The sequence below is a fragment of the Haladaptatus paucihalophilus DX253 genome (assembly GCF_000376445.1).
Taxonomy (GTDB): domain Archaea; phylum Halobacteriota; class Halobacteria; order Halobacteriales; family Haladaptataceae; genus Haladaptatus; species Haladaptatus paucihalophilus.
In genome coordinates, this window is the sequence record NZ_AQXI01000001.1 from 1,311,765 (window position 1) to 1,329,485 (window position 17,721).

General features: G+C 63.3%; 19 protein-coding genes. 9 read left to right on the forward strand and 10 right to left on the reverse strand.

Annotation, left to right across the window (positions count from 1 at the left end):
- Window positions 1-21 precede the first annotated feature (21 nt).
- From B208_RS0107390 to B208_RS0107400, 3 genes are all read right to left on the reverse strand, one after another.
- Window positions 22-378 (reverse strand): DUF7344 domain-containing protein, encoded by a 357-nt coding sequence (locus B208_RS0107390; RefSeq protein WP_007983570.1) that lies wholly within the window; start codon window positions 376-378, stop codon window positions 22-24.
- Between the two features lie 91 nt (window positions 379-469).
- Window positions 470-1,141, reverse strand: coding sequence for a helix-turn-helix domain-containing protein (locus tag B208_RS0107395; protein ID WP_007983572.1), 672 nt, complete (start codon window positions 1,139-1,141; stop codon window positions 470-472).
- 110 nt (window positions 1,142-1,251) lie between these two features.
- Window positions 1,252-2,214 (reverse strand): ribose 1,5-bisphosphate isomerase, encoded by a 963-nt coding sequence (locus B208_RS0107400; RefSeq protein ID WP_007983574.1) that lies wholly within the window; start codon window positions 2,212-2,214, stop codon window positions 1,252-1,254.
- A gap of 76 nt (window positions 2,215-2,290) precedes the next feature.
- Between B208_RS0107400 and B208_RS0107405 the strand changes: the two genes are divergently transcribed.
- Window positions 2,291-2,716 carry a phosphate-starvation-inducible PsiE family protein gene (locus B208_RS0107405; protein ID WP_018128795.1) on the forward strand — a complete coding sequence of 142 codons (426 nt, stop codon included), beginning with the start codon at window positions 2,291-2,293 and terminating at the stop codon, window positions 2,714-2,716.
- Window positions 2,717-2,751: 35 nt separating this feature from the next.
- Complete coding sequence (gene deoC / locus B208_RS0107410) at window positions 2,752-3,387, forward strand: deoxyribose-phosphate aldolase (protein WP_007983578.1); 636 nt, start codon at window positions 2,752-2,754, stop codon at window positions 3,385-3,387.
- A 46-nt stretch (window positions 3,388-3,433) separates the two neighbouring features.
- Here deoC and B208_RS0107415 read toward each other — a convergent pair whose 3' ends face one another.
- Both B208_RS0107415 and B208_RS0107420 read right to left on the reverse strand, forming a co-directional pair.
- A complete protein-coding gene (locus B208_RS0107415; RefSeq protein WP_007983581.1) occupies window positions 3,434-4,174 on the reverse strand; it encodes a mechanosensitive ion channel family protein in 741 nt (246 codons plus the stop codon).
- Window positions 4,175-4,479: 305 nt separating this feature from the next.
- Complete coding sequence (locus tag B208_RS0107420) at window positions 4,480-5,691, reverse strand: outer membrane protein assembly factor BamB family protein (RefSeq protein ID WP_007983583.1); 1,212 nt, start codon at window positions 5,689-5,691, stop codon at window positions 4,480-4,482.
- A gap of 117 nt (window positions 5,692-5,808) precedes the next feature.
- Here B208_RS0107420 and B208_RS0107425 point away from each other — a divergent pair, with 117 nt between their 5' ends.
- Window positions 5,809-7,062, forward strand: coding sequence for a tRNA (N(6)-L-threonylcarbamoyladenosine(37)-C(2))-methylthiotransferase (locus B208_RS0107425; protein WP_007983585.1), 1,254 nt, complete (start codon window positions 5,809-5,811; stop codon window positions 7,060-7,062).
- Window positions 7,063-7,448: 386 nt separating this feature from the next.
- Window positions 7,449-8,414, forward strand: coding sequence for a hypothetical protein (locus B208_RS0107430; protein WP_007983588.1), 966 nt, complete (start codon window positions 7,449-7,451; stop codon window positions 8,412-8,414).
- A 32-nt stretch (window positions 8,415-8,446) separates the two neighbouring features.
- On the opposite strand, the gene B208_RS0107435 is transcribed toward B208_RS0107430, so the two are convergent.
- From B208_RS0107435 to B208_RS0107445, 3 genes are all read right to left on the reverse strand, one after another.
- Complete coding sequence (locus tag B208_RS0107435) at window positions 8,447-9,286, reverse strand: plastocyanin/azurin family copper-binding protein (RefSeq protein WP_007983590.1); 840 nt, start codon at window positions 9,284-9,286, stop codon at window positions 8,447-8,449.
- 82 nt (window positions 9,287-9,368) lie between these two features.
- Window positions 9,369-10,322 (reverse strand): cation diffusion facilitator family transporter, encoded by a 954-nt coding sequence (locus tag B208_RS0107440; RefSeq protein ID WP_007983591.1) that lies wholly within the window; start codon window positions 10,320-10,322, stop codon window positions 9,369-9,371.
- A gap of 58 nt (window positions 10,323-10,380) precedes the next feature.
- Window positions 10,381-10,917, reverse strand: a complete 537-nt coding sequence (locus tag B208_RS0107445) for an HIT family protein (RefSeq protein WP_007983594.1) — start codon at window positions 10,915-10,917, stop codon at window positions 10,381-10,383.
- A 353-nt stretch (window positions 10,918-11,270) separates the two neighbouring features.
- Here B208_RS0107445 and B208_RS0107455 point away from each other — a divergent pair, with 353 nt between their 5' ends.
- The 3 genes from B208_RS0107455 (at window position 11,271) to B208_RS0107465 (ending at window position 14,029) form a co-directional block, all read left to right on the forward strand.
- The gene (locus B208_RS0107455; RefSeq protein WP_007983596.1) at window positions 11,271-11,948 is read left to right on the forward strand and encodes a potassium channel family protein; all 678 of its coding nucleotides are present in this window, start codon (window positions 11,271-11,273) and stop codon (window positions 11,946-11,948) included.
- 1 nt (window position 11,949) lies between these two features.
- A complete protein-coding gene (locus tag B208_RS0107460; RefSeq protein WP_007983597.1) occupies window positions 11,950-13,623 on the forward strand; it encodes a TrkH family potassium uptake protein in 1,674 nt (557 codons plus the stop codon).
- A gap of 205 nt (window positions 13,624-13,828) precedes the next feature.
- Entirely contained in the window at window positions 13,829-14,029 is a 201-nt protein-coding gene (locus tag B208_RS0107465; protein WP_007983599.1) for a DUF7835 family putative zinc beta-ribbon protein, read from the forward strand.
- Window positions 14,030-14,124: 95 nt separating this feature from the next.
- Here the strand turns inward: B208_RS0107465 and map are convergent, their stop codons facing one another.
- Both map and B208_RS0107475 read right to left on the reverse strand, forming a co-directional pair.
- Window positions 14,125-15,021 (reverse strand): type II methionyl aminopeptidase, encoded by an 897-nt coding sequence (gene map, locus B208_RS0107470; protein ID WP_007983601.1) that lies wholly within the window; start codon window positions 15,019-15,021, stop codon window positions 14,125-14,127.
- A 64-nt stretch (window positions 15,022-15,085) separates the two neighbouring features.
- On the reverse strand, window positions 15,086-15,985 hold the full coding sequence (locus B208_RS0107475; protein WP_007983603.1) for an isoaspartyl peptidase/L-asparaginase: 900 nt from the start codon (window positions 15,983-15,985) through the stop codon (window positions 15,086-15,088).
- A gap of 101 nt (window positions 15,986-16,086) precedes the next feature.
- Here B208_RS0107475 and B208_RS0107480 point away from each other — a divergent pair, with 101 nt between their 5' ends.
- Window positions 16,087-16,287, forward strand: a complete 201-nt coding sequence (locus B208_RS0107480) for a hypothetical protein (protein ID WP_232423746.1) — start codon at window positions 16,087-16,089, stop codon at window positions 16,285-16,287.
- A 71-nt stretch (window positions 16,288-16,358) separates the two neighbouring features.
- Window positions 16,359-17,624, forward strand: coding sequence for an isocitrate dehydrogenase (NADP(+)) (gene icd, locus B208_RS0107485; RefSeq protein ID WP_007983607.1), 1,266 nt, complete (start codon window positions 16,359-16,361; stop codon window positions 17,622-17,624).
- Window positions 17,625-17,721: the final 97 nt, after the last annotated feature.

The window sequence follows — 17,721 nt, forward strand, 5'->3', positions numbered from 1 at the left end:
ACCGACGGCGAGCGCACCGCGTTACGAATCCTCGTCCGGGGCATCGTCACCGGGCGACTCCATCTGGTCGAGAAAGGATTCCAGCCGCGGAGACCCGATGTATCGAACGTCGTTTTCCTCGTCGTCGTACCCGATGAGGCCGAGGTCGTGGAGTTTCGGGAGGTGGATGTGGTGCAGTCGTTGGCGCAACCGCTTTTCGGAGGGGTCGTCTCCGGTTCCCTTCGACTGGAGAGCGTCGATCAGTTCTGCGACCGAACACCGATCTTCGGGGATGGACGACAGGTGAGAGAGAATCCGGCGCCGATACGGTTCGGCCGTGATGTCCATGATGTCGTCCACCGACAGCGCGGAACGTCGCCGAGAGTCGGAGTTCACCATCGTGTATCTATGTCTACGCTAGCGGATGGTTTCTGTTCAAGGGTCTGCTTGTTCGAACAATACATTTATAAGCGAGATCGGTCGTGACAAGTCATTCATGCTTGTTGCCGTCGTCCGCTCCCAAAAGCGTCTGTTCGAGGAGGGACTCGTTTCCGCGACGAATCCGCTCGGACAGCGCCTGTTGGCTGATGTCCAGTTCCGTCGCCAACTCGTCGAGGGTCACACGACTCGGCGTGGAGAAATATCCCCGTTGGAGTGCGAGGAGCAACGCCTCCCGTTGTTCCTCGGTCAGCGACAGGGGCGGTCGATTTTTCCCGACTTCCCTGAGCGTATAGATGCGACCGAGGGTGTACTCGACGTCGTTTTCGAGGCTGTAGTTGTGGAACTCGGAGAGGTCGTCGTACGACGGAAAGAGCAGTTCGAACGACCAGTCCTCGTCGTCGTAGCCTTCCGCGGTTCTGATGATGCTGTTCGTCTCCTGTAACCCTTCGAGGAAGGCTTCGTCGGGAATCTCCCAATCCATTAGATAGAGAACGCGGTCGTCCACGCGGTCGAGTTCCGTGAGGTCGTTGACGTACGACCCGTCACGTACCCGCGTTTCGAAATCCGACAGGTCGTCCCCCCACGCCCAGAAAACCGGAACGACGCGCGGGCCGACCGGAACGACGCGCTCGAACTCGATGTGGATGTCCGTTCCCGTGGTCAGGAGGTCCCCGAGCGGAAAGCTCTTCGACTGGAGGGTGAGTTCTGCAATGACAGCCATGGTACCGTTCCCTTTAGCACTGCTACCGACTTAACGACTCGGCGGAATCCGTTCCGTTCGGTGGTGCTCCGCCCGTGGAGAAGAGCATCGACTCGGGTGAATCAGTCGCGTCAGGATCGTTCGTCCCACGGTTCACCGTTCTGTTGGTCCCCGAACAGCTCGCGCATCAGCGTCACGATGCTCTCCGGCGGAAACTGTCCGCGTTCGGTGACGATGGCGTCCACGTATCGCGGCGGCGTCACGTCGAACGCCGGGTTCTCGACGCGCACGTCGCCCACCGCCTCGCGTTCCGCGTCGGGGAGGACCTCCCGCTCGTCTCGCATCTCGATTTCGACGGTGTGGCCCGTCATCGTCCCCGGATGGAGTTTCAGCGTCTGTGCGGCGACCATGATGGGAACGCCGCGTTCGCGGGCGTTGACGGCCAATCCAGACGTGCCGATCTTGTTGATGACGCTCCCGTCGGCGGCGATGGAGTCCGCGCCGACGAGAACGTGGTCCGCGTCGTTCAGATACCGTCGGGCCGCGTTGTCCACGATGAGGGTAACGGGCACGTCCCAGTCGCGCAGTTGGCGGGCGGTGATGTGGCCTTGCTTCCGTGGTCGGGTTTCCTTCACGATGGCGCTGATATCCTTGCCGTCGTTCAGCGCGTGGCGGACGCAAGAGAGCGCGTCAGTCGAGTGACAATGGGTCATGATGGTGTCGCCGTCGCGGAGGCGGTTCGCGCCGATTTGCCCGAGGTTGTCCTGCGCTTGGTCGAGTTCCCGACGGAACTCCACGACGGTCGCCACGATGCTGTCTCGCAGTTCCGCCACGGTGTTCCCTTCCATCCCCTGCAAGACGTAGCGCAGGGCGTTCGGGAGGCTCACCGCGGTCGGCCGGGTTTCGTGGAGTCGCCGGGCGGCGGCGCGAATCTCCGCCCGGAACTCCTCCGGGGTGTCGGCCTCGCTGGCTTGCGCCTGCTCGCCGATGGCCGCGGCCGCCGCGTCGGCGATGGCCGCCGCGCCGCGGATCTCCATCTCGGCGATGTCGTCCGCGACGGCGGTGACGGCGGGCGTGATAGCAGGGTCGTTCATGTGAACCCCTACGACTATCGGAGTGAAAAAGATAGTCCGGCGGAAATTCTACGGTGGCGGCAGTTGCACGGGAAACATGGACCTCGACACGCCGATAGCCGCCTCGGAGTCGGTGATGCGCGTCGCCGAACTCGTCGCCGCCTATCTGCTCGTCGGCCTGTTCGTCGTCGGCCTCCTCGATTTCGGGTTCCTCGCGCTCTCTTTTCTTCGCGCCGGTCGTGCGACCGACCCGCGAACCCTCATCGAACTGGTCGATATCGTGTTGCTGTTGTTCATCGTCGCCGAAATCTATCGGACGGTCATCGCCTACGTGGAGTCCGAGGGCGAAGTCGGCGTCGTGCGAGCGACGGTTTACGCGGGCATCATCGCGCTGGTCCGCAAGGCAATCACGTTCCAAATCGACGGCTATTCGTCGGTCACGAACGCCGCCATCGCCGCCGGGTCGTACACGCTGTTGCTCGTCGGACTCGGGACGGTGCTGTGGGTCGTGTCCCGACGATAGCGGGATTTTTACCGGGGCGGGCCATCCTCCCCGCTATGAACGAATCAGAACTCGCTGCAAAAATCGACCACACGGTGTTGGGACCGGAGACGACCCTCGCGGACGTGGAAGCCGTGCTCGATGACGCCGAGGAGTACGGAATGAACGCCTGCATCCCGCCGTGCTACGTGGCGGAGGCCGCCGAGTACGCCCCGGACGTGACGCTCGCAACCGTCGTCGGGTTCCCGCACGGCCAGCACGCGACCGACGCCAAGCGCGACGAAGCGGTCGGCGCGTGGGACGACGGCGCGGACGAACTGGATATGGTCATCAACGTCGGGCGACTGACGGCGGGCGACCACGACGCGGTGCGGGCGGATATCGAGGAAGTCGTCGCCGCCGTCCCGATTCCGGTGAAGGTCATCATCGAGACGGCGCTCCTCACCGACGAGGAGAAACACGACGCCTGCCGATTGGCGAAGGAGGCGGACGCGGCGTTCGTCAAGACTTCCACTGGATTCGCGGACGGTGGCGCGGAAGTCGAGGACGTGGAACTGATGGCCGAGTACCTCCCCGTCAAGGCGAGCGGCGGCATCGGCGATTACGAAAAAGCGAAGGCGATGCTCGACGCCGGTGCCGAGCGCATCGGCGCGAGCAGCGGCGTCGAAATCGTCGAGGATTTCCGCGGATAGGGTCCTCGGATGGGTCCGCGGGAGGTCACCCGCGGACCGTCCCGTTTCAGTCGTCGTCGCTCGGTTGCGGACTGGGCGTTCCCTCGCGTGCGCTGCTCATCCACCCGTCGATGTGGCTCGCCACGTAATCGCGGCCACCCCAACCGAAGGAGACGCCGACGCCGATGGCGATGGCGGCCGCGAGGCCCCACGCCAGGGCACGCGCGAAGACGTACAGGATGCCGACGCTGATGCCCATCGTGTCCAACCCGATGACGATGGCGGTGAAGTACAGGAACATCCGAGTTCCCGTGGCGAACCAGACCGTGTAGTCGGTGTGGGTCGCCGCGCGAGTTCGCATGATGGCGTCGCCGATGAAGTCGGCCACGATGAACCCCAGGATGATGACCAACAGTCCGGCGATAAGCGCTGGCAGGTACGACACCGCCGTTGCGACCCACAACGATAGTCTGGGGATGGCGAGCACGTTCGCTGCCGCGAGGATGGCGAGCGCGTAGACGAACCACGCGGCTAGTTTGCCGAACGCACTAGCGACCGACCCTTCGGTTCCCCCGAGCATCCGCCCGAGCGGCGTGTCGAGGACCATCCTGTCGAGTTCGATTCGGTCCGAAACCCGGCGGACGACGGCCGCCGCGCCGCGGCCGATGACCCACCCGATGAGCAGGACGACGACCGCCCCGACCAGTCGCGGCAGGAACGCGACGAACCCCGTGAGGGGGTCTTGGACCCACGGTGGAAGCCCACCTGCTTGTAAGACGGTACCGGTGAAGATATCGTGCTGTGTCATGTTCGTTTCTCTCCCCACGCAGGCGCGTGGTTCATCACATATGCTTGGACTACAGCCAGTTTGTTGTTGGCCGCCTAAATCGGGGACGTGGCGAAGTAACGGCGAATGAGTTCGGCACCATTCCGCGGCCGTTACTGTTCGAAAGAAGGAACACGTTTCGAGGAGGTGGCAGAAATCGAACAATCGAAACGAAAACGAAAGACTCCGGAAAAGTCAGCTTTCTCCCCGAATTCAACCCCCTCCGGGTCCGAGGATACGAACCATTACCGTCAACTGCGGGACCGATGACAGGATTCGCCGGGAACTCACTCCTCTCGGAGCGCGTACAACATCGGCGCGTTGTCGCTCGAATCGGTGGCGGCGAACAGCGTTCCATCCGCGACGGCGAAGGCGTCCCGAATCCGTCCGTCGAGACGGAGTTTCCACCGCTTCGCGCCGAATCGGGTGTCGCCGACGCCGGACCCGCCGTTCGTTTTGATGCCGTACACGGTCCCGCTTCCGTCACCGACGTAAACGGTATCCCCCGCGACCGCCGGTGAACACGAACTGGTGTCCGTCAGTCCGAACGACCAGCGGGACTCCCCGGAGTCGGCGTCGATGGCGTGAAGTTTGTCGCCCGTGACGCCGAAAATCGTCCCGCCAGCGATGGCGAGGTGCGTCGAAACGTTGCCACCGCGTTCCGTCTTCCACTTCGTGCCGCCCGCCCCCGCGTTGGTGTCGAGACAGAACACCTGTCCCTTGAAACCGGGGACGTACAGCGACTGCTCGACGAGCGTCGGCGCGGCAGTGATGATACTCGGGAGTTTCCGCCGCCACATCCGGCCGCCGTTCGTGGCCGAAAAGGCGTACACCTCCCCCCAGTACGTCGTGGCGAACAGCGTTCGGTCGTGGGCCACCGCCAGCGGCGCGTCTATCTCCCCGTACGCCTGCTGTCGCCAGCGCTCCTCGTTCTCCTCCAAATCGAAGCAGTGAATCCAGCCGTCGCTCGTCCCGACGAACAGCGACTCGCCGTCGGAATCGAGCCGCGGCGAACCGGAGACGTAGCCCGTGGTCTCGAACATCAGTTGTTTCGTTCCCGATTTCACGTCCACCGCCGTCACCGATTCGTCGGGGCCGCTCACGTAGGCGGTTCCGTCCCTGACGGTCGGTGCCGACCAGATGTTTCCGTCGCCCGGGGGTTCGTACTCCCAGCGTTGCGTTCCGTCCGCCGCGTCGTAGCAGACGAGCTTCTTCGCGTCCGGGACGAAGACCCGGTCGGCGGCGGCGACCGGCGGCCCGGTCGTCATCCCGAGGCGCGTCTTCCACGCTATTTTCGGGGTTGAACGCGGGCCGTGGCCCTTCGGATTGTAGCCGGTGTTCACCCCGTCGTGTCCGGCCGTCGGCCAGTCGGGTCGGTCACCCGCTGCGTAGGCGGCGTCGTCCGACCGCGATTCGGTGGACGCACAACCAGCGGTCGCGGTGATGGTCGCGGTAGTGCCGAGGGCGGCGAGAAAATCCCGCCGTGATGGAGAGCGCATTACACCCGCTTCCCAATAGGAAATAATAAGCTTTCTTCACGATTCGTCGCGCGCTTCTCGCACGGTTTGGCACACAACCGTCGCCCTTTTGCCCGCGTAGCCGAAATCGAGGAGTGAATGGCCCGGTATCACATCGAAACGTACGGCTGTACCTCGAATCGCGGCGAGAGTCGCCAGATAGAGTCCGCACTGCGCGACGCTGGCCACTACCGCGTCGAGGGTCCCGAGCAGGCCGACGTTGCGATAATGAACACATGTACTGTCGTGGAGAAGACGGAGCGGAACATGGTTCGCCGGGCGAAAGAACTGCAATCGGAGACGGCGGACCTCATCATCACGGGGTGTATGGCGCTGGCGCAGGGCGACGAATTCCGAACCGAGGACGTGGACGCCCAAATCATGCACTGGGACGACGTTCCGACGGCGGTCACGAACGGCGAGTGTCCGACCCCCGGACCGGGCGTCGAACCCGTGCTGGACGGCGTGGTCGGCATCCTGCCCATCGCCCGCGGCTGTATGTCCGACTGTTCGTACTGCATCACGAAGCACGCGACGGGCAAAATCGACTCGCCCTCCGTCGAGGAAAACGTCGAGAAGGCCCGCGCGCTCGTTCACGCGGGTGCGAAGGAACTCAGGATTACCGGACAGGACACCGGCGTCTACGGCTGGGACCGCGGCGAGCGGAAACTCCACGTCCTGCTCGACCGCATCTGCAACGAAATCGAGGGCGACTTCCGGGTCCGCGTCGGCATGGCGAACCCGAAGGGCGTCCACGGCATCCGCGAGGAACTCGCGCAAGTGTTCGCCGAGAACGACGAACTGTACAACTTCATCCACGCGCCAGTCCAGTCCGGGTCGAACGACGTGCTCGGTGACATGCGCCGCCAGCACCAGGTCGAGGAGTACGTGGAAATCGTCGAAACGTTCGACGAGTACCTCGACTACTGGACGCTCTCGACGGACTTCATCGTCGGCTTCCCGACCGAAACCGACGACGACCACGAACAGAGCATGGCGCTCCTCCGCGAGACGCGCCCCGAGAAGCTGAACGTCACCCGCTTCTCGAAGCGCCCGAACACCGACGCTGCGAAGATGAAGGGTCTCGGCGGCACCAAGAAAAAGGAGCGCTCCAAGGAGATGTCCGAACTCAAGATGGACATCGTGGGCGCGGCCTACGACGAGATGGTCGGCACCGAAAAGCGCGTCATGGTCGTCGAGGAGGGCACCGGCGATTCCGTCAAGTGCCGCGACGAGGCCTACCGCCAAATCATCGTCCAGAACGCCACCGAACACGGCATCGAACCCGGCGACTTCCTCGACGTGGAAGTCACCAGCCACCAGACCGTCTACGCGTTCGGAACGCCGGTCTGAGGAACAGAGCCATTCTGAAACGATGTTTTTCGAAAGCCGATTTTGAGAGAGTTTCGTGGAATCGAGTTATCCATTCTGGCGTGTGCTGGCGGGACGACGAGGACATCTCGTCCGAGTCGCCCCGGTGAAGCGCTCGAGGGATGAGCGAAGCGAATCGGTTGGGGAGGGTGTGGTTGTCGCGGTGCTGTTGCGGTTTCATTGACGTCTGTATTTGTAGTCACAGAAAAACCAACACCACCTCGTAGCGAGTGGACGGGGGCTTTCGAGAACGATTCTTCGTCATCGAAACCATCAGCAACGGACCCACCAGAACGAGACCGAAGGAGACAGTTTCGGGACAGTCACAGACAGAAAACATATACCCGGATACGTAAAATTCGTGACCGATGCCCTCCAACCGACGCCAACTCCTCGCCACGGTCGGCGCGCTGTCCGCCGGACTCGCGGGCTGTCTCGGCGAGAGTCCGGGCGGGACCGGAAGCCAATCGTCCGTACCGACCGACACCGAGACCACATCGACCGACACCACGGACGAATCGACGACCGGCGACGTCCCGCCCGACACGACCACCGCCGAAAACGCCTCCTTTTCCCTGCCGGAGTCGTCGGTGAAGTCCCTCGGCGAGGTGCGCGTTGCCGTTGCAAACCCGACCGTCGGAAAGGCGATTACCTACGAGTCCATCATGGGTTCGGGTGGGGTGCTACAGTCGGACGGAACGCAGTTCGTCGTCGCCGAGGTGCAGAGCCAACAGGGGAACGCGGTCGATGCCGGAGGCGACCCGGCGTACGACGCCTTCGAACTCGTCGCGGACGGGAAGACGTATTCGGCGGTCGAAATCGAGGACCGGACGACGGGTGCGTACACGAGTTCGCTCGCCGAACGCGGCGACATCCGGTACGGAAACACGTATGCCATGGCCGCCGGGACGGTCGGCTGGCTGGCGTTCGAACCGCCGTCGCCGCTCGAGGCGAGCGAGGCCGCGATTCGCTGTCGGTACGGCGGCGAGACGGCGGAGTGGGAGCTTTCGGACGATGCGGTAGCGACGCTCGGCCGACCGGCGCCGACGTTCGAACTCGAATCGTTCGACGCGACGGTCGAGCAGTACAGCGTGGACCTGTCGTTCGTGGTGAAAAACGTCTCGGAAAACGACGGTCGATTCCTCGCCGCGCTCTACTGGCCGACGACCGGCATCGCCGACGATGACGAGTCCACGATAATCGAGCGCGCCGTCGCGGCGGGCGAGCGCGTCGAGTGGTCGGGGTCGTTCGACACGGAGTACACCGACGGCGTGGTGACGACCCGCCTCGACGGGGCTGTCAGTGACAAAATCGAAGTCGATCTCGGAGACTAAGACGCGGCACGATTCTCGGAGCGGTCAGACCATCACTTCGAGACGTATATCGTTCCCGTCATGCCCGCGCTCTCGTACGGGGCGCTGTAGAACTCGTATTTTCCGGGCACGTCGAAGGTGTGCGTGTAGCGATACTCCGCGTCGTAGACCCTGCTCATGCCGCCGGGCGTGCCGGTCCAACTCGCGTCGTGGGGCTGGTCCTCCACGACGATGTTGTTCCCGTCCGTCTCCCAGACGAACGTGACTTCCGTTCCCGCGGGAACGACGAGCGGGCGCTCCGTTCCGGGCGTGAACGTCCGGTCGCCGTCGAGACCGACCCGAACGGGGAGGTCGGCCGTCGTCGCGTGGTCTTCGGGAATCGTGGGTCCGCCGGTTTCGCTCCCCTTCCCATCGTCTTCGATTCCTTTCCTGTCGGGGTCGGTTCCCGTTCCGTCTTCGGTTCCGTTCGTACCTTTTCCGTCCTTCGTGACGGTGATGCTGCCGACCATGCCCGCCGCTCGGTGGGGGTTGCAGTAGTAGTCGTACGTTCCGGGTACGTCGAAGGTGTAGGTGTAGCGATAGCCCTCGTTGTAGATTTTGGTGTCCGCGCCGGGCGTGCCGTTCCAGTCCGCGCCGTCGGGTTGGTCTTCCACGACGATGTTGTGGTTGTTCCCTTCCCACTTCCACGCGACCGTCGTTCCGGTGGTGATTTCGAGGTCGTCGGGGTCGAACGTCAGGTCGCCGCCGGGACCGACGACGACGGTGACGTCGGCGGGTGAGTCGTCCGACTCCGACCCGGAGTTTCCGTCCGCCAAACAGCCGCCGAGAGAAGCACCGACGAGCACGGTACCCGTCGCTTTCAACATCGCTCGTCTGTCGAAGATGGAGGTCATAGCAGTACGCTCGAAACTACTAATTCACGGTAGAAAAGACCGATACCCGATTCCCGAGGGATGAAAAGCGTGCGGAATGCTCTCACTCCGACAGTTCCTCACGGCGTTCCGCATCCTCCGGAATCGTCGTCTCCGCCAGTCGGTCGGCCTCGGTGTCGGATTTCCACTCGCCGAGTTCCTTCGGGTCAACGTGGATGAACACGTCGTCCACCTCCGGGATATCCCGAATGGACCGGATGACGTCGGTTTCGATGTTGTGGGCTTCGATGAGCGTTCGGTCGCCCTCGACCTCGATGTGCATGCTCACGTCGATTTCGGGGCCGACGTAGTGGGCAACGACGTCGTGGACGCCCTCCACGTCGGGGTTCGAGAGCGCCCGCCGGACGATTGTCGCGCGGAGGTCTTCCGGCGGTGCCCGCCCGACCAGATAGTCAACGTTGTCACGGACGATCTCCCACCCGGTGTAGAGGATACCGAACGAGACGACTCCCGCCGCGAGCGGATCGAGGATGGGCAGTCCGATTCGACCGCCGAGAACGCCGACCAGCGCCGCCCCGGCCGTCAAAATGTCGTTTCGGTTGTCCAGTCCGGCCGCGATTACGGCGGGCGAGTTGACCGCCTCGCCGATTCGCAAGCAGTAGCGGAAGAGGGCGTACTTGACGACGCCGCTCCCGACGAGGACGCCCACGGCGAGGTAGCTCGTCGTCGTCGTGATGTCCCCGGAGAAAATCGCACTCGCGGCTCGGTAGAGCACCAAGCCACCCGCCGCGAACACGCCGAGCGCGACGAACAATGAGACGAACGGCTCGATTCGCTCGTGACCGTGCGGGTGCTCGAAGTCCGGCGGTTGCGTCGTCAGGTACAGTCCCGCGAGGACGACGAGACTGTAAATCGCGTCCGAGAGGCTGTTGATGGCCTCGGACCCGACCGCGAGGCTCCCGGTCTGAAACCAGACGCCACCCTTGGCGAGCGCTAAGATGAGGTTCGCCGTGAGGATGACGGCACCCGCGGTCCGAATCGCCCCCGCCCGGTTCATCGTCCGTAGTTGGACCGCCCGCCGTATGGGTATATCGGCGACCCCCGGAAGACCCCGCTCAGTCCACGAACGACACCGCCGAATCCGCGTCCGGAACGGTCGCGCCGTCCTGTTCGGCGAACGCGGCGTGGAGTTTGTCGTAGGTGTCGTCGAGTCCTTCCACGATGACCTTCGTGTCCGAGATGACGGGCATGAAGTTCGTGTCGCCGGTCCAGCGCGGGACGACGTGCGTGTGGAGGTGGTCGATGGAACCGCCGCTTCCCTCGCCGATGTTCAGCCCGGCGTTGAAGCCGTCGGGCGAAAACGCCGCTTCCATCGCGTCGAACGTTCGCTGTTTCATTCGCGCGTGACCGAGCAGCGTTTCCTCGCCGAGCGCCGCGTAGTCGCGTTCGTGCTCGTTCGGGATGACCATCACGTGCCCCGGATTGTACGGGTAGTTGTTCAGCATGACCACCGCGTGGTCGTTCCGCGCGACGACGAGGTGTTCCCGGTCGTCGTCCCGCTTCGGGAAGGCACAGAAGACACAGCCTTCGAACTCCTCGTCGGTGTCGCGTTCGACCCACTCCATCCGCCACGGTGCGAAGACCTGTTGCATACCCGCATGTCGCATGGCTCCGGTTTAGGTTTTCAGACTCGCGGCGCGGCCGCCGAAATCGGTTCGTCGCTGGTACGTCCGGGCGGGGACCTCGAACCCGCGCCAGCGCACCATATCGTCCGGTTTCCCGAATGAACGCTCCTCGCCTCACTTAAAAATGGATACGGACGGTTCCGATGTCCTCGACTCGTCGAGAAACCGGCGTTATGGCCCGTTTAACTCGTGCATAACCGCGTCGAAAGGGGGTCTTACCGCGTCTCTCATCGCCGATTGCCACCCTGTGACGGGGTTTCAGCCGAATGACGCGACAACAGTATCTTTTCAAACGATGGCTTCGGAGAGGGGCATAACGAATGTATCTCATCATCGTCGGTGCGGGCGACATCGGCTCGCAGCTCATCAGCATTGCGACACAGAACAGCAACGACGTGGTGGTAATCGAGAAGGACGCGGAGCGGGCGGAACGCGCCTCGATGGAGTTCGACTGCCTCGTCCTCAACAACGACGCGACCATCCTCGATACGCTGGAGGAAGCGGGTGCCGAACGCGCGGACGCGCTCATCAGCACGACCGACCAGGACGCGACGAACATCATGGTCAGCCTGCTGGGACAGGAACTCGAAGTCCCGTCGCTCGTCTCGGTGGTGCACAATCCCGAACACATGAGCATCTTCCGCCAAATCGGCGTGAACGTCATCGAGAACCCCCAGCGACTCATCGCGGATTACCTCTATCGGGCCGTCAAACGCCCGTCTATCAAGGATTACATGAAGGTCGGCGACCGAGCAGAAGTGTTCGAAATCACGGTCGACTCTTACGCGCCCATCGCCGGACTCACCCTATCCGCCGCGGCGGACGACGAGTTGTTCGACGAGGGGATGCTCGTCGTCGCAATCGAGCGGGACGACGAGGTTATCACCCCGCGCGGGAACACGGAGATTCGGGGTGGCGACCTCATCACCGTCTTCTCCGAGAAGGGAGCAACGCCGGAAGTGACCGACATCTTCGGTCACTACGAGGACCACAACTGACATGGTTCGACGGAAAACGGTCGCCGGGGTTCCGGCGCACCTCGCAACCATCCTTCGGGACGTGGGTGCGCTCGTACTGATGCAGGCGGCGATGATGACGTTCACCGTCGTCCTCGCGCTGGCGTTCGAAGAGTGGTACGCGGCGCTCGCGTTCCTGATCGCCGGAGGAATCACGGCCGCGGCCGGTGGCGCGGCGCGCATCGTCTTCGAGGACGCGCCGGACCCCGTGATGAAACACGGTATGGTCATCGCCGCCGGAGGCTGGTTCGCCACCGCGATTTTCGGGTCGTTGCCCCTGTTCTTCGCCGCGCATCTGACGCCGGTTTCGGTGATGAACACCTACGTCCCGTCCGGCGCGGCGTACGACCCGATTCGCGTCGGCGGCGCGACCACGATGTCCAGCCTCGCGTACTTCCAGAACCCGCTTCACGCCGTCTTCGAGAGCATGTCCGGGTGGACCGGGAGCGGACTGACGATGGCGGTGCACGAACCGACGCTTCCGCGGGCGGTCCAGTGGTGGCGGTCGCTCATCCAGTGGGTCGGCGGGGTCGGCGTCATCGTCCTCACGACGGCGATTCTCGCCCGGCCGGGGAGCGGGAGTTACGCGCTCTACCGGGCGGAAGCGCGGGAAGAGCGGATTCATCCGAGCATCATTCACACCGTCCAGACGGTGTGGCGTATCTTCCTGCTCTACACCGTACTCTCCGTGGCGGCGCTGTTCGTCGCCATCGTCGTCGCCAAGCCGCACCTCCCCCTGTTCGACGCGTTCTGGCAGGCGCTCAATCACGCCATGACGGGGCTTTCGACGGGTGGGTTCAGCGTCACGGACAACTCCATCCAATCCTACCACTCGCCGCTGGTCGAGGCGGTGCTCCTGCCGATAATGGCGCTCGGTGCCATCGCCTTTCCGATTCACTACGTCATGCTCCACGATAGGGACCCGAAGCCGCTGGTTTCGGACACCCAGACGCGCTGGCTCTTCATCATCTTCGGCGCGGGTGTCGTCGTGCTCTCGGTCCAGAACATCGTCTCGTTGCCGTCCGCGAGCGCCGCCTTTCACCCCATCGGCTGGGCCGGACTCGAAGACATCGGCCTGTCGCCGCTGGCGGCAGACGCGGCCCGCGACTCCACGTTCCAGTTCGTGAGCGCGCTAACCTGCACGGGGTTTCAGTCGTCCAACATCGGCGACTGGGGACCGGGCGGGAAACTCATCGTCAGCGGCGCGATGGTGCTCGGCGGTGCCGCCGGAAGCACCGTCGGCGGCATCAAAATCATTCGCGGCTACATGATCAGCAAGGGGATTCAGTGGGAGTTCACCCGGGTGTTCCTCCCCTCCTCGGCGGTTATCAACACGCGAATCGGCGACCGAGTTCTCAAACGCGATCAGATGTTCGAGGAGTTCAGCGAGGCGGCCATCGTGAGCATGTTGTGGATAATCCTCCTCATCACCGGAAGCGTCCTTCTCGTCAACGTTGCTCCCGGATTCGGTTACGCGGATGCGCTGTTCGAGGTGGCGAGCGCCCAAGGAAACGTCGGCCTTTCGACCGGTATCGTCGGCCCGAAGATGTCGTCGTTTGGTGAGGGAATGCTCATCCTGAACATGTGGATCGGCCGCCTCGAAATAATCCCGGTGCTCGTATTCATTCGCTCGGCCTTGCTCGGTCTAAACCCCTGAACTGGTATATAAATAATTCGGCTGTTGTAGAGCGTTGCGCCCTCATTAACGATTCAGCAGCGTCTATAAACGAAATGGGACGCTCAGAACCCATAATCTGGTCAAATCGCAAGACGGCGGCCGAATAAACGGTTCGAACGCCCTCCAACAGAGAGGGGTTTTTATGCTCGTGTCAAGGGTTGTACGAACTGAACAGGAAGTCACTATGGCAACAAAAAATCAGGGGTTCTCGGCGATGGTGGAACTGTGCGACAACTGCGGCCGCGAAACGTCACACTCGGTCTCCGTCGAGATACGAACGGAGAGCAAAAAACGGGAAAACGCCGAGTTCTCGCGTGAGCCGTACCGTGTCACACGGTGTCAGTCGTGTGGTGAGGAGAAGAGTCAGCGGATGAACAACGCGTAACGGGACGACCGATACATACTGCCGACGAAGCTACGCTCGTTCTCACGCTCGTTCGACGCGAACGTATCAGAAGATAACGACTGCGGTGACGCTGATTATTCGGTGAACACTTCACACCCGTCCTCGGTGACGATGACCGAGTGTTCCTTCTGGCTGACGAGACAACCGTCCTCCTCTTTGAGCACCGGGTAGCCGTGAACGATGTTGTTCATCTTCAGGCGTCGAAGCGCCATCTTCGGTCGGGAGACGTCCAGCCAGCGGGTAGCGAAGGGGAGCGTTCGGAACTCCTCGGTGATCTGGGAGAGCGCCTGGCGGGCGCTTCGGTCGCGGACCGAGGATTCTCGTTCGAGGGCGAAAATCTCCTCTTCGGCACCTTCGCCGACCTTTCCCGTTCCGTCCGTGGCGAACGGTTCGATGGCAACCACGTCACCGACTTGGAGTTCGACGCCGCGCTCGACGCCGAGGTTCGGGATGTTCGGCTCCGTGTGCTGTTCGTAGTGGGCGAGGCCGTGCCCCGAGAGGTTGACGACCGGATTGTAGCCGTAACCCTCGATGACGGACTCGATTTCGGCCCCGATTTCGCCGGTCTCGACGCCGGGTTCGACGAGTTCGAGCGCGGCGTCGAGCGCTTCGGCGCTGGCCTCTGCTAGTTCGTCGTGGCCCGAGAGGTCCACGGTGATGGCGGTGTCGGCGAGCCATCCGTCCACGTGGACCCCGATGTCGAGGTTCACCATGTCTTCGCCGAAGGTCGTCTCGTCGTCGATTCCCGGCGTCGCGTGAGCCGCCTCCTCGTCGATGCTGATGTTCACGGGGAACGCGGGCTTCCCGCCGAGTTCGCGGATGCGGTCCTCCGCGAACTCCGCGACTTCGAGGTGGGTCACGCCGACATCGACTTTCTCGGCGGCTTCCGCTCGCACCTGTGCGAGGATTTCACCGGCCTCCCGATGTTTTTCGTACTTTTCGGCCGAGAGGTCTACGTCCTGCTCGCTCATGCCTCGTTATTCTCCCGAACGCCGGAAAGAGTTTGCGTTACGGCGAAACCGGGCGACGGAGCGACTACCGAGTCGCTGCGGTCTGCATCGCGTCGCTGTTGAACGCACTGCCCGCATTTCCGTCCCGGTCGAGGACGATGACGCCCGCACTCGAGCCGGTGAGTTCGGCGAACTCCTCGATGGCGCGGTCCGCCGCCTCCTGTGCGTCGAATCCAGATTCGAGGTGGCGAACCGCCCGCCGGGTCAGCGTCGATTTGGCGATGTCCTCACCGGCACCGGTCGAACTCGCCGCACCCGCCGGGGCCGCGTAGAACCCGCTTCCGATTTGGGGAACGTCGCCGACCCGACCCGCGAGCGCGAGCCACCGCCCGCCGGTCGAGGTGGCCGCCGCGAACTCCTCGCCGTCGTAGGCGACCGCCCCGACCGTATCGTGGTCTCGCGGGTCGCCCCCGCTCGACTTCTCCGCGGCGCTGCGCGCCGCGTTCCCCCCGAACTTCTCGCGGAGCAAATCGAGGTGCTGGCTCGGCGACCCCTCGGGCGTGTCGTGGCCTGCCCACCGCTCCCGGCTCTTTTTTGTCCAGAGGTCGATGTCGGTTTCGACGCCAAAATCGGCCGCGAGCGAGACGGCGTGCTCGCCGCTGACGAGGACGTGCGGCGTCTCCTCCATGACGACGCGGGCCGCGCTGACGGCGTGTTCGACGCCGGGCATGGAACAGGCCGCGCCCGCTTCGCGGTCGCTCGTCATGATTCCGGCGTCGGTTCGAATCTCCCCGTCGCTCTGAACCGCGCCGCCGACGCCCGCGTTGAACCGCGGTGAGGATTCGAGGACGTGAACCGCCGCTTCGACGGCATCGACGACCGTCTCCTGGTCGCCGCCGACGCTCGCCGCTTCGTCGAGGACGGCCTGTCGAGGGGTCGGTTCGTCCGGTTCGCCGCCAGCACCGCCGTGAACGATGACTTGCATGCGCACCCGTCTCGCGTGCGACGGCTTAAGTTCACGTCAAACGGCAGTCCGGGTCGAATCCCGCGGAGATGACAGCGGAGAATATAACTGAACTGAACGAAATGGTTGGTCAAACGATGCCGATGTACGAGCGGGGCGACGCGGACGACGACCTCGCTGCGAGTTCGTGGCCGATGTACGGCTACGACGACGGAAAAACGAACGATAGTTCGCACACGAGCGCGCCGACGACGGGGCGAACGAAGGCGATTTCGACGGCCGTTGCTAGGCCCGATTACCCCGCCGAACACCTAACTGTTTAAGGGCGTATAAGGCCCATACGGGGGCCAAACGGCAGGCCTTTTATCCTCGTCGTTCGGATGTTCACACGTTCATGAGCTACGAGTACGACAAAGTAGAGGTACCGGAGGACGGGGGCCAGATCACGTACGACGAGGAGACAGGCGAACTCGACGTGCCGGAGAACCCCATCATTCCGATCATCCACGGGGACGGAATCGGGACGGACGTCGGCCCGGCCGCACAGAAAGTGCTCGACGCCGCCGCGAAAGCGACCGGCCGCGAAATCAACTGGATGCGCGTCTACGCCGGTGCGAGCGCCCGCGAGAAGTACGACGAGAACCTCCCGGACGACACCGTCGAAGCCATCAAGGAGTTCAACATCGCCATCAAGGGACCGCTCACGACCCCCGTCGGCGCTGGCTTCCGCAGCCTGAACGTCGCGCTCCGCAAGACGCTCGACCTGTACGCGAACGTCCGCCCGACCTACCACCTCGACGGCGTTCCGTCGCCCGTCAAACACCCCGAGGCGATGGATATGGTCTTCTTCCGTGAGAACACTGAGGACGTCTACGCCGGTATCGAGTGGGAAGCCGGAACCGAGGAAGTCGAGCAAGTCAAGGCCTTCGTCGAGGAGGACATGGGCCAGGACGGCGTCATCCACGACGGCCCTGTCGGCATCGGTATCAAGCCCATCACGGAGTACGGAACGAAGCGCCTCGTCCGCGAGGCCATCGAGTACGCCCTCGAGAACGACCGAGATTCCGTCACGCTCGTCCACAAGGGCAACATCATGAAGTTCACCGAAGGCGCGTTCCGCGACTGGGGCTACGAACTCGCCGAGGAGGAGTTCGGCGACGTCACCATCACGGAAGACGAACTGTGGGACGAGTACGACGGCGAACAGCCCGAGGACAAGCTCGTCGTCAAGGACCGCATCGCGGACAACATGCTCCAGCAGCTTCTCACCCGCACGGACCAGTACGACGTCATCGCCACGATGAACCTGAACGGCGACTACATGTCCGACGCCGCGGGCGCTCAAATCGGCGGCCTCGGCATCGCACCCGGTGCGAACTTCGGCGACCACCGCTGTCTCGCCGAACCGGTCCACGGCTCCGCGCCGAAGTACGCCGGTGAGGACAAAGTGAACCCGACCGCGATGATCCTCTCGGGTCGTCTCATGCTCGAATACATGGGCTGGAAGGACGCCGGTCAACTCGTCCGCGACGCCGTCGAAGAGACCATCTCCTCCGGTAAGGTCACCTACGACCTCGAACGCCAGATCGAAGGCGGCGAGAAACTCGCCACGAGCGAGTACGCCGACGCCATCGTCGAGAATATCGAGAAATTAGCGTAACCAATTCTCGAACCTTCACGGCAGAGCCGCGAAGACATCGAAAAACTTTCGCAGAGCGTTTTTCTGGCACCTGAAAATCTCCGATTTTCGGTCCCTC

Coding starts and splice junctions, on each gene's coding strand:
- B208_RS0107480 (WP_232423746.1), top strand. CDS start 16,087: ATGGTTGGTCAAACGATGCCGATGTACGAGCGGGGCGACGCGGACGAC.
- B208_RS0107475 (WP_007983603.1), bottom strand. CDS start 15,985: ATGCAAGTCATCGTTCACGGCGGTGCTGGCGGCGAACCGGACGAACCG.
- B208_RS0107400 (WP_007983574.1), bottom strand. CDS start 2,214: ATGAACGACCCTGCTATCACGCCCGCCGTCACCGCCGTCGCGGACGAC.
- B208_RS0107440 (WP_007983591.1), bottom strand. CDS start 10,322: ATGAACCGGGCGGGGGCGATTCGGACCGCGGGTGCCGTCATCCTCACG.
- B208_RS0107445 (WP_007983594.1), bottom strand. CDS start 10,917: ATGCAACAGGTCTTCGCACCGTGGCGGATGGAGTGGGTCGAACGCGAC.
- B208_RS0107395 (WP_007983572.1), bottom strand. CDS start 1,141: ATGGCTGTCATTGCAGAACTCACCCTCCAGTCGAAGAGCTTTCCGCTC.
- B208_RS0107430 (WP_007983588.1), top strand. CDS start 7,449: ATGCCCTCCAACCGACGCCAACTCCTCGCCACGGTCGGCGCGCTGTCC.
- B208_RS0107460 (WP_007983597.1), top strand. CDS start 11,950: ATGGTTCGACGGAAAACGGTCGCCGGGGTTCCGGCGCACCTCGCAACC.
- B208_RS0107455 (WP_007983596.1), top strand. CDS start 11,271: ATGTATCTCATCATCGTCGGTGCGGGCGACATCGGCTCGCAGCTCATC.
- B208_RS0107390 (WP_007983570.1), bottom strand. CDS start 378: ATGGTGAACTCCGACTCTCGGCGACGTTCCGCGCTGTCGGTGGACGAC.
- B208_RS0107405 (WP_018128795.1), top strand. CDS start 2,291: ATGGACCTCGACACGCCGATAGCCGCCTCGGAGTCGGTGATGCGCGTC.
- B208_RS0107465 (WP_007983599.1), top strand. CDS start 13,829: ATGGCAACAAAAAATCAGGGGTTCTCGGCGATGGTGGAACTGTGCGAC.
- icd (WP_007983607.1), top strand. CDS start 16,359: ATGAGCTACGAGTACGACAAAGTAGAGGTACCGGAGGACGGGGGCCAG.
- B208_RS0107415 (WP_007983581.1), bottom strand. CDS start 4,174: ATGACACAGCACGATATCTTCACCGGTACCGTCTTACAAGCAGGTGGG.
- map (WP_007983601.1), bottom strand. CDS start 15,021: ATGAGCGAGCAGGACGTAGACCTCTCGGCCGAAAAGTACGAAAAACAT.
- B208_RS0107420 (WP_007983583.1), bottom strand. CDS start 5,691: ATGCGCTCTCCATCACGGCGGGATTTTCTCGCCGCCCTCGGCACTACC.
- deoC (WP_007983578.1), top strand. CDS start 2,752: ATGAACGAATCAGAACTCGCTGCAAAAATCGACCACACGGTGTTGGGA.
- B208_RS0107435 (WP_007983590.1), bottom strand. CDS start 9,286: ATGACCTCCATCTTCGACAGACGAGCGATGTTGAAAGCGACGGGTACC.
- B208_RS0107425 (WP_007983585.1), top strand. CDS start 5,809: ATGGCCCGGTATCACATCGAAACGTACGGCTGTACCTCGAATCGCGGC.